General features: G+C 56.9%; 9 protein-coding genes. 6 read left to right on the forward strand and 3 right to left on the reverse strand.

The window, feature by feature from the left end; translation table 11 throughout:
- Nucleotide 1: 1 nt before the first annotated feature.
- Entirely contained in the window at nucleotides 2-1873 is a 1872-nt protein-coding gene (gene gsiA / locus ACUY4Q_RS16045; protein ID WP_458043727.1) for a glutathione ABC transporter ATP-binding protein GsiA, read from the reverse strand.
- A gap of 10 nt (nucleotides 1874-1883) precedes the next feature.
- The gene (iaaA, locus tag ACUY4Q_RS16050) at nucleotides 1884-2825 is read right to left on the reverse strand and encodes a beta-aspartyl-peptidase (protein ID WP_458043728.1); all 942 of its coding nucleotides are present in this window, start codon (nucleotides 2823-2825) and stop codon (nucleotides 1884-1886) included.
- A gap of 201 nt (nucleotides 2826-3026) precedes the next feature.
- Here iaaA and moeA point away from each other — a divergent pair, with 201 nt between their 5' ends.
- The 6 genes from moeA to ACUY4Q_RS16080 all read left to right on the forward strand — a co-directional run bounded on the left by moeA (nucleotide 3027) and on the right by ACUY4Q_RS16080 (nucleotide 11547).
- Nucleotides 3027-4259, forward strand: coding sequence for a molybdopterin molybdotransferase MoeA (moeA, locus tag ACUY4Q_RS16055; protein WP_458043729.1), 1233 nt, complete (start codon nucleotides 3027-3029; stop codon nucleotides 4257-4259).
- Nucleotides 4259-5011, forward strand: a complete 753-nt coding sequence (gene moeB / locus ACUY4Q_RS16060) for a molybdopterin-synthase adenylyltransferase MoeB (protein WP_458047364.1) — start codon at nucleotides 4259-4261, stop codon at nucleotides 5009-5011. Before moeA ends, moeB begins: the two co-directional genes overlap by 1 nt.
- A gap of 265 nt (nucleotides 5012-5276) precedes the next feature.
- A complete protein-coding gene (locus ACUY4Q_RS16065; RefSeq protein WP_458043730.1) occupies nucleotides 5277-6176 on the forward strand; it encodes a glycyl-radical enzyme activating protein in 900 nt (299 codons plus the stop codon).
- A 4-nt stretch (nucleotides 6177-6180) separates the two neighbouring features.
- Entirely contained in the window at nucleotides 6181-8613 is a 2433-nt protein-coding gene (locus ACUY4Q_RS16070; protein ID WP_458043731.1) for a formate C-acetyltransferase/glycerol dehydratase family glycyl radical enzyme, read from the forward strand.
- A gap of 676 nt (nucleotides 8614-9289) precedes the next feature.
- The gene (locus ACUY4Q_RS16075) at nucleotides 9290-10102 is read left to right on the forward strand and encodes a Cof-type HAD-IIB family hydrolase (protein ID WP_458043732.1); all 813 of its coding nucleotides are present in this window, start codon (nucleotides 9290-9292) and stop codon (nucleotides 10100-10102) included.
- Nucleotides 10103-10287: 185 nt separating this feature from the next.
- Nucleotides 10288-11547 (forward strand): DUF1479 domain-containing protein, encoded by a 1260-nt coding sequence (locus ACUY4Q_RS16080; RefSeq protein WP_458043733.1) that lies wholly within the window; start codon nucleotides 10288-10290, stop codon nucleotides 11545-11547.
- On the opposite strand, the gene ACUY4Q_RS16085 is transcribed toward ACUY4Q_RS16080, so the two are convergent.
- Nucleotides 11544-12617: a LacI family DNA-binding transcriptional regulator gene (locus tag ACUY4Q_RS16085; protein ID WP_458043734.1), complete on the reverse strand. Its 1074-nt coding sequence runs from the start codon at nucleotides 12615-12617 to the stop codon at nucleotides 11544-11546. The genes ACUY4Q_RS16080 and ACUY4Q_RS16085 overlap by 4 nt on opposite strands.
- Between the last annotated feature and the right edge of the window lie 198 nt (nucleotides 12618-12815).

A 12815-nucleotide genomic window follows, 5' to 3' on the forward strand; every position in this document is an offset into this window, starting at 1 on the left:
GTCAAAAACGGGATTGAGTATTACCGGGTGTCGTGCGTGCGACTGCGTGCCCGGGGCTAACGTGGTGTAACTGCACGCGTTCGACGGTGTCGCCGCGCTTATGAATATTGCTGGGCAGTTCGTCCGACAGCAGGACACGCTGCGCACGATGATGCGACGGATCCGCCACCGGCACCGCGGCCATCAGTTTTCGCGTGTAAGGGTGCTGGGGGTTCTCAAACACCGAACGGCGAGGGCCAATTTCCACAATCTGCCCGAGATACATCACCGCCACCCGGTGACTGATGCGTTCGACCACCGCCATATCATGGGAAATAAACAAGAAGGCGATGCCCATCTCCCGTTGCAGATCTAAAAGCAGGTTGATTATCTGCGCGCGAATGGAGACATCCAGCGCCGAGACCGACTCATCGGCCACCACCACCCGTGGATTGAGTGCCAGCGCTCTGGCAATACAAATGCGCTGGCGCTGCCCGCCGGAGAACTCGTGGGGATAGCGCCATGCATGTTCCGGTTTTAATCCGACCCGCTCCAGCAGCCACAGCACGCGGCGCTGGGCCTCTTCTTCACCCATGATCCCATGCACCCGCAGCGGCTCCATGATCGAATACCCTACCGTCTGGCGGGGATCGAGAGACGCATAGGGATCCTGGAAAATAAACTGTATATCCCGGCGCAGCGGCTGCAATTTGTTGGCTGGCAGCGTATCAATACGCTCGCCTTTGAAGGTTATCTGCCCGCTCTGACTCTCCACCAGGCGCAGCAGCGCCCGCCCGGTAGTGGATTTGCCGCTGCCGGACTCCCCCACCAGCGACAGGGTCTCCCCTGGCCACAAATCAAAGCTCACCCCTTCCACCGCATGTACTTCGCGGGTCACGCGGTTAAGAATGCCCGTGCGAATCGGGAAACGTGCCACCAGATCCCGCACCTGTAAAATGGGTTCACCGGGCACCACCGTGTCCTGCTCTGTCTCTTCCTCCTGCACCGCAGGCTGCTGGGGTGACATCAGGGGAAAGCGACGCGGTAGATCGCTACCGTTCATCGCCCCCAGGCGTGGAACCGCCGCCAGCAACGCCTGGGTATAGGGATGCTGCGGCGCTTTGAAAATCTGTTCTACGGTGCCGGTTTCCACCGCCTCGCCCTGATACATCACCAGCACGCGATCGGCGATATCCGCCACGACCCCCATATCGTGAGTGATAAAAATCACCCCCATCGCCATCTCTTTTTGCAGCACGCTGATGAGCTGGAGAATTTGTGCCTGGATGGTAACATCCAGCGCGGTCGTGGGTTCGTCGGCTATCAACACCGCCGGGCGACAGGAGAGCGCCATCGCGATCATCACACGCTGGCGCATGCCGCCTGAAAGCTGGTGTGGAAAGCGGGAGAGGATAGCTTGCGACTCGGGAATACGGACCAGGTCAAGCATGCGTCGGGCTTCTACCAATGCCGCTTCTTTATTCAATCCCTGATGCAAACGTATCGACTCAGCGATTTGCTCACCTACCGGGAAAACCGGGTTCAGGGAGGTCATGGGCTCCTGGAAAATCATCGCGATATCGGCCCCACGGACCCTGTGCAGGCGAGAGCGACTCAGGGTAGCGAGATCGACCCGCTCGCCGTTGCGCCGGGTCAACAGCATATGATCGCACTGCACGTCGCCGCCGGACTGCTCCAGCAGACGGAGCAGCGACATAGCGGTAACGGATTTGCCGGAACCCGACTCACCCACAATCGCCAGCGTCTCGCCCCGCTTGAGGGTAAAAGAGAGATCGCGCACCGCCTGGGTACGTTGCTTTTCATGGTGAAAAGCAATATTCAGATTGCTGACGTCCAGTACATCCTGCCCGTCAGCTTCGAATCCTTGCGACATAGTGCTCCCCTTATTCACGATAAATCCCGACGCTCGGCGCATCGCCTGCGTAACCCCAGGCCCGGTACATGCCTTCGCTGTTAAAGGGCAGCGCCACGTTGCCTTCGCGGTCAACCGCAATCAGGCCACCGCTGCCGCCCAGTGCCGGAAGTTTTTCCATCACCACCGCCTCGCAGGCTTCATGCAGGCTCAGCCCACCATAGTCCATCAGGGCCGCAATGTCGTAAGCGGCAAGCGTACGTATAAAGACCTCTCCCGTGCCGGTACAGGAAACGGCCACGCTGGCGTTATTGGCATAGCAACCTGCGCCGGGCAAGGGGCTGTCGCCGACGCGGCCGGGTAACTTATTGGTCATCCCGCCGGTGGAAGTCGCTGCCGCCAGGTTGCCTTGTTTATCAAGGGCGACGGCGCCAACGGTGCCAAACTTTTTGCTTTCGTCCAGCGGCGCATTTCCATGGTCGAGGTACATCTCACCGCTCGCCCTGGCGTCCAGCAGTTGCTGATAACGTTCCTGCGTCGAGAAAATCTCTGGCGACACCGGCGCCATGCCTTCGGCAAAAACAAATTTCTCAGCGCCTTCACCCACAAGCAGTACGTGGGGGCTGCGCTCCATCACCAGGCGGGCGGCCAGAATAGGGTTGCGCACGCGGCTGACGCCTGCCACGGCGCCGGCCAGCAGGGTTTCGCCATCCATAATACAGGCGTCGAGTTCATGGGTTTCGTCGCGGGTAAAGACGGCGCCAATGCCTGCATTAAACAGCGGGCACTCCTCCAGCAGCCGCACGGCCTCGGTCACCACGTCCCGTGCGCTTTCTCCCGCCTCCAGCATGCGCTGACCGCATTCAACGATGGACGACAGGGCGTCGATGTAGTGCCTTTCTTTCTCCGGGCTCAGTTGTGCGCGGGCAATGGCCCCGGCGCCACCGTGTATTGCAATTACTGCTTTGGTCATTTTTTCATCGCCCGGTCAGGTAGCTTGCTGCTTTTTCTATAAATATCATTATCGTCGTCACAACTTCATACAATTTTTGAATATAGAAAGACGTTACAGCTATGTAAAGCACCCGTCGCATTCTCGCTCGGGAGGAGTACATGCAGCGGAGGGGACTTTTTGCCATAATGGCCCCTTTCATCCGTATGACTGGAGCGCACCATGGAACACACTGCGGGCCTGATCCCTCTCGATTCGGCCATGGCTCAAATGCTGTCGGCCATTACCCCACTTGAACAAAGTGAAACCTTGCCGCTGCTGGCCTGTTTTGGTCGCGTCGTGGCGCAGGATGTGATTTCTCCCCTGAATGTGCCGGGTTTTGATAACGCCGCGATGGACGGTTATGCGGTACGTATGGCGGACATCGACAGCGGTAAACCGTTACCCGTGGCAGGCAAGGCGTTTGCCGGACAACCTTTTAACGGCGAATGGCCGACCGGCACCTGCGTGCGCATCATGACTGGCGCGCCGGTTCCTCAAGGCTGCGAAGCGGTGGTGATGCAGGAAGAGACCGAGGCGACCGACGCAGGCGTACGTTTTACCGCCAGCGTGCGCGCCGGGCAAAACATTCGCTACCTCGGCGAAGACATCCGTAGCGGTGCGGTAGTGTTTACAGCAGGCACTAAACTGACCGCCGCAGAGCTGCCGGTGCTGGCTTCGCTGGGCATCCCTGAGGTGAAGGTGGTGCGCAAAATCCGCGTCGCCCTGTTCTCCACCGGCGATGAGTTACAGCTGCCAGGGCAACCGCTGGCCGACGGGCAAATCTATGACACCAACCGTCTGGCGGTGCATTTGATGCTCGAACAACTGGGCTGCGAGGTGATTAACCTTGGCATCATCCCTGATTCCCCGGCGCAGCTGCGCGAAACCTTTATCGCCGCCGACCAGCAGGCTGACGTGGTATTAAGCTCCGGCGGCGTCTCCGTGGGTGAAGCGGATTACACCAAGGCGATGCTCGACGAACTGGGCGAAATCACCTTCTGGAAACTGGCCATCAAACCAGGGAAACCTTTTGCTTTTGGTCGCCTGCAAAACAGCTGGTTCTGTGGCCTGCCGGGCAATCCGGTTTCAGCCGCCCTCACCTTCTATCAGCTGGTGCAGCCATTACTGGCAAAACTGAGCGGTAACACTGATAACCCGTTGCCAGTGCGTCTGCGCGCCCGCGCCGCCACGCGACTGAAGAAAAGTCCCGGGCGTCTTGATTTCCAGCGCGGCGTGCTCAGCCGTGATGAGAACGGCGAGCTGACCGTCAGCACCACCGGCCCACAAGGTTCACATATCTTCACCTCATTTAGCCTCGGTAATTGCTTTATCGTGCTGGAGCGCGAACGCGGCAACGTTGAGGTGGGTGAGTGGGTCGAGGTCGAGACCTTTAATCATCTGTTCGGAGGTTAATCGTGGAAGCGCTGAGCGATGCGGAAATGCTGCGCTACAATCGGCAGATTATCCTGCGTGGATTTGATTTTGAGGGCCAGGAGAGACTGAAAGCGTCACGCGTTCTGGTCGTCGGTTTAGGCGGTCTTGGCTGCGCGGCGGCGCAATACCTGGCCGCCGCAGGCGTGGGCCAGATGACGCTGCTGGATTTTGACACCGTCGCGCTCTCCAATCTCCAGCGCCAGACGCTGCACAGCGATGCCACAATTGGGCAGCCGAAAGTGGCATCGGCGAAGGCAAGCCTTGCCCGCATCAACCCTCTCGTTCAGCTCGATACCCTCAATGCGCTGCTCGATGAGCCAGCGCTGTTTGCGCAGATTGCCGCTCACGACCTGGTGCTGGACTGCACCGACAATGTGACCATCCGTAACCAACTCAACGCCGGATGTTTTGCGCACAAGGTTCCGTTGGTTTCCGGGGCGGCTATTCGCATGGAGGGGCAAATCAGTGTCTTTACCTGGGGCGAAGGCGAACCCTGCTACCGCTGCCTGAGCCGGCTGTTTGGCGACAATGCGTTAACCTGTGTGGAAGCCGGCGTGATGGCCCCGCTGGTGGCCATCATCGGTTCATTACAGGCGATGGAGGCCATCAAGGTGTTAACGCATTATGGGACGCCCGCCGTAGGCAAAATCGTGATGTACGATGCGCTGACCTGCCAGTTCAGAGAGATGAAGCTGATGCGCAATCCTGAGTGTGAGGTGTGTGGAGGTTAACAGGACCGGGGTTAGGGGGGAATCATGCGGCTCTGAGGGCCATTCCGTTCACCTTATGTTCCTTGCTTTTCTGTCACGCCAGAACCCGTGAACGTGCCGGGGTGAGGGCATCAACGCGCACCTCCCCCCTCACCTCTCCTTTCAATATGTGACCTCACACACGCTTTCACACTGACGAGACATTACCTGCCAGGGAGTTGATCCCCATCAATTTAACTTTCATTCGAAAGTAATTTAATCTTCATACGCAATATGAGGATACCCCATGATTTTCAATATTCAGCGCTACTCCACCCACGACGGCCCCGGTATACGCACCGTGGTGTTCCTGAAAGGCTGCTCTCTTGGCTGCCGCTGGTGCCAGAACCCGGAAAGCCGGGCGCGGGGTCGCGAAGTGCTGTTTGATGCCCGCTTGTGTCTGGAAGGGTGTGACCTTTGCCAACAGGCAGCGCCAACGGCAATCACTCGCGCACTTAACGGTCTGTTGATCCAGCGCGACAGACTCAGCGAATCAGATTTGGATACCCTCACCGACTGCTGTCCGACCCAGGCACTGACGGTCTGCGGCGAGACGCAGTCCGTCGAGGAGATCATGGCGACAGTGCTGCGTGACAAAGCCTTCTACACCCGCAGCGGCGGCGGCATTACCCTGTCCGGTGGCGAACCGTTTATGCACCCGGATCTTGCCCTCGCGCTGTTCAGGGCGAGCCACGAACAGGGCATTCACACCGCTGTGGAAACCTGCCTGCATGTGCCATGGCATTACATTGAACCGTCATTGCCCTATGTGGATCTCTTCCTCGCAGACCTGAAACACGTCGACAGCAAAACCTTCAAACAGTGGACCGACGGTAGCGCCAGACGCGTGCTGGACAACCTCAGGCGTCTGGCCCAGGCCGGGAAGCAGATGACTATCCGCGTGCCGTTGATCCCAGGCTTCAACGCCGACGAACAATCCATTACCGACATAACCCGCTTCGCCGCTGACGAACTCAACGTCCGCGAGATCCATTTTTTGCCGTATCACACATTAGGCATGAACAAATACACCCTGCTCAATCAACCCTACACCGCGCCGGGCAAGCCGCTTGATGCGCCCGCGTTACTGGCATTTGCCCAGGATTACGCCCGCCAGAAAGGACTCACCGCCACCTTACGAGGATAACGCCATGACCACTCTGCAACTGACCACCCTGACCGAACGCATCAAAGCGCATAAAAACGCGCTGGTACACATTGTTAAACCGCCGGTGTGTACCGAGCGCGCGCAGCACTACACTGAGATGTATCGTGCGCATATGGACAAGCCCATTCCGGTGCGTCGCGCCCTGGCGCTGGCACACCATCTGGCTGCACGGACTATCTGGATCAAACACGACGAGCTGATTGTCGGCAATCAGGCAAGCGAAGTGCGCGCCGCCCCCATCTTCCCGGAATACACCGTGTCGTGGATTGAAAAAGAGATTGATGACCTGGCGGATCGTCCAGGAGCCGGTTTCGCAGTCAGTGAAGAGAATAAACGGGTGCTGCACGACATCTGTCCCTGGTGGCGAGGGCAGACGGTGCAGGATCGCTGCTACGGCATGTTTACCGATGAGCAAAAAGCCCTGCTGGAAACCGGCATCATCAAGGCCGAAGGCAACATGACCTCCGGCGACGCACACCTGGCGGTGAACTTCCCGTTGTTGCTGGAAAAAGGGCTGGATGGTCTGCGCCACAAAGTAGACGAACGCCGTTCACGCATTAATCTGACCGCGCTGGAAGATTTACATGGCGAGCAGTTCCTGAAAGCCATTGATATCGTGCTGGAGGCGGTCAGCCTGCACATGGAACGTTTCGCCGACCTGGCTCGTCAGATGGCCCGCGCTGAAACCCGCGAGAGCCGCCGCGATGAACTGCTGGCTATTGCAGAAAACTGTGATGTGATTGCCCATGAGCCGCCAAAAACCTTCTGGCAGGCGCTGCAGCTGTGCTACTTCATTCAACTGATTTTGCAGATTGAGTCGAACGGGCACTCGGTCTCGTTCGGGCGTATGGACCAGTATCTCTACCCGTTCTATCGTCGCGATGTGGAGCTGAATCAGTCCCTCGACCGTGAGCAGGCGATTGAAATGCTGCACGGCTGCTGGCTGAAGCTGCTGGAAGTTAACAAAATTCGTTCCGGCTCTCACTCCAAAGCCTCCGCCGGGAGCCCGCTCTACCAGAACGTAACTATCGGCGGGCAACATCTGGTGAACGGCAAAGCCATGGATGCAGTGAATCCCCTCTCGTATGCGATCCTCGAATCCTGTGGCCGCCTGCGCTCCACGCAACCCAATCTCAGCGTGCGTTACCATGCCGGAATGAGCAACGACTTCCTCGATGCCTGTGTGCAGGTCATCCGCTGCGGCTTTGGTATGCCTGCCTTTAACAATGATGAAATCGTCATCCCGGAATTTATTAAGCTCGGCATTGAACCGCAGGACGCCTGGGACTATGCGGCCATTGGCTGCATCGAAACCGCCGTCGGCGGCAAATGGGGCTATCGTTGCACCGGTATGAGTTTTATTAACTTTGCCCGCGTGATGTTGGCAGCGATGGAAGGCGGACGCGACGCCACCAGCGGCAAGGTCTTCCTGCCCCAGCAACATGCGCTGTCAAAAGGCAACTTCGCCTCATTCGAAGAGATGCTTGCCGACTGGGATACCCAGATTCGCTATTACACCCGTAAATCCATTGAGATTGAGTACGTTGTCGACACCATGCTGGAAGAGAACGTGCACGACATTTTGTGTTCAGCGCTGGTGGACGACTGTATCGAGCGGGCGAAAAGCATCAAACAGGGCGGTGCGAAATACGACTGGGTTTCCGGTCTTCAGGTGGGGATCGCTAACCTTGGTAACGGGCTGGCGGCGGTGAAAAAACTGGTCTTTGAACAGGGCGCTATCGGGCAGCAGCAGCTGGCAGAAGCCCTGGCAGCAGACTTTGAAGGATTAACCCATGAACAGCTGCGTCAGCGCTTAATCAACGGTGCGCCAAAGTACGGCAATGATGATGACAGCGTGGATAACCTGCTGGCACGCGCCTACCAGACCTACATTGATGAGCTGAAAAATTACCGTAATCCACGTTATGGTCGCGGCCCGATTGGCGGCACCTATTATGCGGGAACATCCTCTATATCAGCCAATGTGCCCTTTGGCGCGGCTACCATGGCCACACCAGATGGGCGCAAGGCGAAGACGCCGCTGGCAGAAGGGGCAAGCCCGGCTTCAGGAACAGACCATCTTGGCCCGACGGCGGTCATTGGTTCCGTGGGGAAATTGCCGACCGGTTCCATTCTCGGCGGGGTGTTGCTCAATCAGAAACTGAACCCGGCAACGCTCGAGAATGACAGCGATCGCGAAAAACTGATGATGCTGCTGCGGACGTTCTTTGAGGATCATAAAGGCTGGCATATTCAGTACAACATTGTTTCGCGTGAGACGCTGGTAGAAGCGAAAAAACACCCGGATCGGTATCGCGATCTGGTGGTGCGCGTAGCGGGCTATTCCGCGTTCTTTACCGCGCTGTCACCGGATGCGCAGGACGATATTATTGCCCGTACTGAGCATACGCTGTAACGCTGGGTTCCTCTGCGCTCTGATGCCCTCACCCCTGCCCTCTCCCACAGGGAGAGGGAGAAAGGCAGCTCGGTGCGATTCCCTCATCCACGGAGGGAGAAAGGCAGCTCGGTGCGATTCCCTCATCCACGGAGGGAGAAAGGCAGCTCGGTGCAGTTCCCTCTCCCTTGAGCGCTGAGGGATCCCCAGTAATCTTACGTTTTACAGCGATAACACTGCGCCATGAGAACACAACAGTTAAAGCGATGACTGGGTCCGGCTGAAAATCGACGAAGCGTATCCGTAAGGCCGGGGCGACGCGCAGGGATGCGCGGCGAGGGCGACTTTACAGGGAGGTTACCTTCGCCCGTCCCCGATAAGCCTGAAGGCATAAGCTGAGTGTGCCGCGCCAGCGGCGATTTTCCTGGCCGGGAGCCCGGGTCGCCAGGGTGGTGGCGGTGAACCACCCTGGCACGTTCACGGGTTCTGGTGTGACAGAAAAGCAAGGAACATAAAGTGAACGGAATGACCCTCAGCGCCGCATTTCACCGCTATTCCCACCCACCAGACACTGCACCTCGAGCATGTAATTCGCTGCTCATATGCTTCCTCCTCACTTTCATTCGAAATAAATTTGTGCTGCAGGTCACACTGTTATTACAATGTTACTGGTGAAACATATTCCAGGAGCTTATGTATGACCGTGAAAGTTATCGTCACAGACATGGACGGAACCTTTCTGGACGACGCCAAGCAGTATGACCGCGATCGTTTTATGACCCAGTTCAGCCAGCTTAAACAGCGTGATATTGAATTCGTCGTGGCCAGCGGCAATCAGTACTATCAGCTCATTTCCTTCTTCCCTGAGCTGAAAGACCAGATCTCCTTTGTGGCAGAAAACGGCGCGCTGGTATACGAGCACGGCCAGCAATTGTTCCATGGAGAGCTCACCCGTCACGAAGCGCAGGTCGTTATCGGCGAATTGCTCAAAGACAAAGGGCTTAATTTTGTGGCCTGTGGTCTCAACAGCGCTTACGTCAGCGAAAACGCCCCGGACGCCTTCGTCGACCTGATGGCAAAACATTATCACCGCCTGCAGCGCGTCAGTGATTATCACCAGATTGATGACACTTTGTTTAAATTCTCACTGAATTTACCGGACAGTGAAATCCCGCAGCTCATTGATAAGCTCCACGTCTCGCTCGACGGCATTATGAAGCCTGTGACCAGCGGCTTTGGTTTTGTGGATCTCATCATTCCTGGCCTGCACAAAGCCAACGGGATTACGCGTCTGCTCAAGCGCTGGCACCTTACCCCGCAAGCATGTGTGACCATTGGCGACAGCGGCAATGATGCAGAAATGCTGCGCATGACCGATTTCTCCTTTGCTATGGGCAATGCCGGCGAGGCCATTAAAGCGATTGCTCGTCACCGTACTGATGATAATAACCATCAGGGCGCACTGAACGTGATTCAGGCCGTCCTTGACGGCAGCGCACCGTTCAACTGATCGTCGTGCCGGAGCGGCTGCTCCGGCCTGTTTTCCTTTTCCTGCATCTCCCCTGGTCCTCCTGAAGCCTCTTCTTTCCCGCTTTGTGCTCTCCATCAACTTTTTAAACTTGCATTAACTTATTTTTAACTTAAATTGTCATATGTAAGATTTATAACTTTCGAATGAAAGATTGCGAGGTCATTATGACGTTCACCAGCGAAACACTACCCGCCGACCACAAACAAGCGATCCGCCAGATGAAGCAGGCGCTGCGTCAACAGATTGGCGATGTGCAGGCGGTCTTTGACGCTCTCCATGCACGCATCCATGAGCGGGTGGCAGAGATTAATGCACTGAAAGCCAGCGGCGAGGCCATCTGGCCGGTGATTCCTTTTGCGGACCTGGCCGCCGGTAAGATTACCGAGACGCAGCGGGCAGCAGTCAGGCGCCGTGGGTGTGCGGTGATCAAAGGCCATTTTCCCCGCGAGAAGGCGTTAGGCTGGGATCAGCAGATGATGGCTTACCTGGATCAAAACCATTTTGACGACGTCTATAAAGGACCAGGCGACAGCTTCTTTGGCACCCTGGACGCCTCACGTCCTGAAATCTACCCCATTTATTGGTCGCAGGCGCAAATGCAGGCGCGTCAAAGCAACGAAATGGCCACCGTGCAATCTTTCCTTAATCGTCTGTGGCGTTTTGAAAGCGAAGGAAAACAGTGGTTCGACCCGGATGTAAGCGTGATTTACCCTGACCGTATTCGTCGTCGTCCACCTGGCACCACCTCGAAAGGTCTGGGTGCGCATACCGATTCCGGCGCGCTGGAGCGCTGGCTGCTACCGGCCTACCAGCGCGTTTTCGCCAGCGTCTTTAACGGCAAGGTGGACGCGTACGATCCCTGGGATGCAGCACACCGCACGGAGGTGGAAGAGTACACGGTGGACAACACCACGAAATGCTCCGTGTTCCGTACCTTCCAGGGCTGGACGGCCCTCTCCGACATGATCCCAGGCCAGGGGTTGCTGCACGTGGTGCCGATTCCGGAGGCGATGGCTTATATCCTGTTGCGTCCACTGCTGGACGATGTACCAGAAGATGAACTGTGCGGTGTGGCACCGGGCCGCGTTCTGCCCATCTCTGAGCAGTGGCATCCCTTATTGATCGAAGCGTTGACCTCCATTCCGGCGCTGGAAGCCGGCGATTCGGTCTGGTGGCATTGCGATGTGATCCACTCCGTGGCCCCGGTTAACGATCAGCAGGGCTGGGGCAACGTGATGTATATTCCCGCCGCTCCGATGTGTGAGAAAAACCTTGCCTACGCCCGTAAAGTAAAAGTGGCGCTGGAGAACGGCGCGTCACCCGGTGATTTCCCACGTGAGGACTATGAAGCTCACTGGCAAAACCGCTTCACGGTAGCGGATCTGAATGATTACGGTAAACGGGCGTTGGGGATGAGCCGCTAAACGTCATATAATCCCTCACTTTCCACGGCGGAACGTCGCATTCCCGGGCGTATCCGCCGTACTGATTCCCGCACCACCAGCGTCCCGTTCAGCAGTAACGATCCTACCGGCGCGTGTGGGCGAATCAGTCGCTGTTGTAAAAGCTGCACGGCTTCAGTTCCTAATTCATCGCGCGGCACATGCACGGCAGTCAGGGGGACATCCTGAATGGCAGCAAGATTAAAGGCATCAATGCTCATCACCGAGACATCCTGTGGCACGCGCAGGCCGCGCTGTTGCAGAGCGCGAACCGTTCCTTCTGCCATAAAATCGCTGCCTACCAGAAATGCCGTCGGCGGAGATTTATGCGCCGGATCGTCGAGCCATTCCCCCACCCGCGCCTGCGCGTCCATGGCCCCAAAACTGGGGACAGTGATCAGGTCCCGCTTACTCTGAAAACGTAAATTGCGCGCCTGCCATGCCGCTTTGATCCCCGCCAGACGAAGATCCATGGTGTAACGACGTAAGCACATCACGGTCACGACATCGCGATGCCCGAGATCAAACAGATAGTCGGCAGCAAATTCGCCGATCGTCCGGTGATCCGGCGCCACCGAAGGCAGGCGCATGCGTTTATCCCGACAGTTAATCAGCACGCAGGGTTTGCCAAAATCCGCCGCCAGCTCGTGGATATGCGGATCGTCGATACCCAACAGGATCGCCGCCTGCGTCTCCGGCAAATTCATCCGCTCAATAAAATGATTGGCATCGCTGTCGAGCTCTTCCAACGCGCAGTAACGCAGTCGCACTTCATGGGAATCCAGTGCTTTGTTGATGCTCTGAATAACCCGGTAGTAAAAGATATCGGAGCGCTCATCAAACGCCCGCTGCGGAGCAAAAACCACCAGATTGTTAAGCAACAGGCGACCTGCGGCCATTCCCTCCATGACCCCCATGTCACGGGCACAGGCGAGCACCCGCTTTCGGGCAGCTTCGCTGGTGTTGGCCTTACCGGCCAGCACACGGGAAACTGTGCTGGTCGACAGGTTAGTGCGTTGGGCAATTTCGGCGATTTTTAGCTTTTTATCCATTCTGTGATCTTGCTCCGTTTCCGTCGTGGGAAAATTTTCATGAAATATAATACCCATGAATACTGGCTCAAAAATGATAATGCCTAAAAATTTTACCTGTCGGTGAGAATCCTTGCACAAATTCCACTTTGGCAGTCTGTTTTTCTCCCATACCGTAAATGTGTCGTACAACTTCCATACTAGTTGTATGAAAAGTAA

The organism is Phytobacter cepae, assembly GCF_054165735.1.

What these genes read in the sequence shown, in the direction of transcription:
- gsiA (WP_458043727.1), bottom strand. Translation starts at nt 1,873, where the DNA reads ATGTCGCAAGGATTCGAAGCTGACGGGCAGGATGTACTGGACGTCAGC.
- iaaA (WP_458043728.1), bottom strand. Translation starts at nt 2,825, where the DNA reads ATGACCAAAGCAGTAATTGCAATACACGGTGGCGCCGGGGCCATTGCC.
- moeA (WP_458043729.1), top strand. Translation starts at nt 3,027, where the DNA reads ATGGAACACACTGCGGGCCTGATCCCTCTCGATTCGGCCATGGCTCAA.
- ACUY4Q_RS16065 (WP_458043730.1), top strand. Translation starts at nt 5,277, where the DNA reads ATGATTTTCAATATTCAGCGCTACTCCACCCACGACGGCCCCGGTATA.
- ACUY4Q_RS16070 (WP_458043731.1), top strand. Translation starts at nt 6,181, where the DNA reads ATGACCACTCTGCAACTGACCACCCTGACCGAACGCATCAAAGCGCAT.
- ACUY4Q_RS16075 (WP_458043732.1), top strand. Translation starts at nt 9,290, where the DNA reads ATGACCGTGAAAGTTATCGTCACAGACATGGACGGAACCTTTCTGGAC.
- ACUY4Q_RS16080 (WP_458043733.1), top strand. Translation starts at nt 10,288, where the DNA reads ATGACGTTCACCAGCGAAACACTACCCGCCGACCACAAACAAGCGATC.
- ACUY4Q_RS16085 (WP_458043734.1), bottom strand. Translation starts at nt 12,617, where the DNA reads ATGGATAAAAAGCTAAAAATCGCCGAAATTGCCCAACGCACTAACCTG.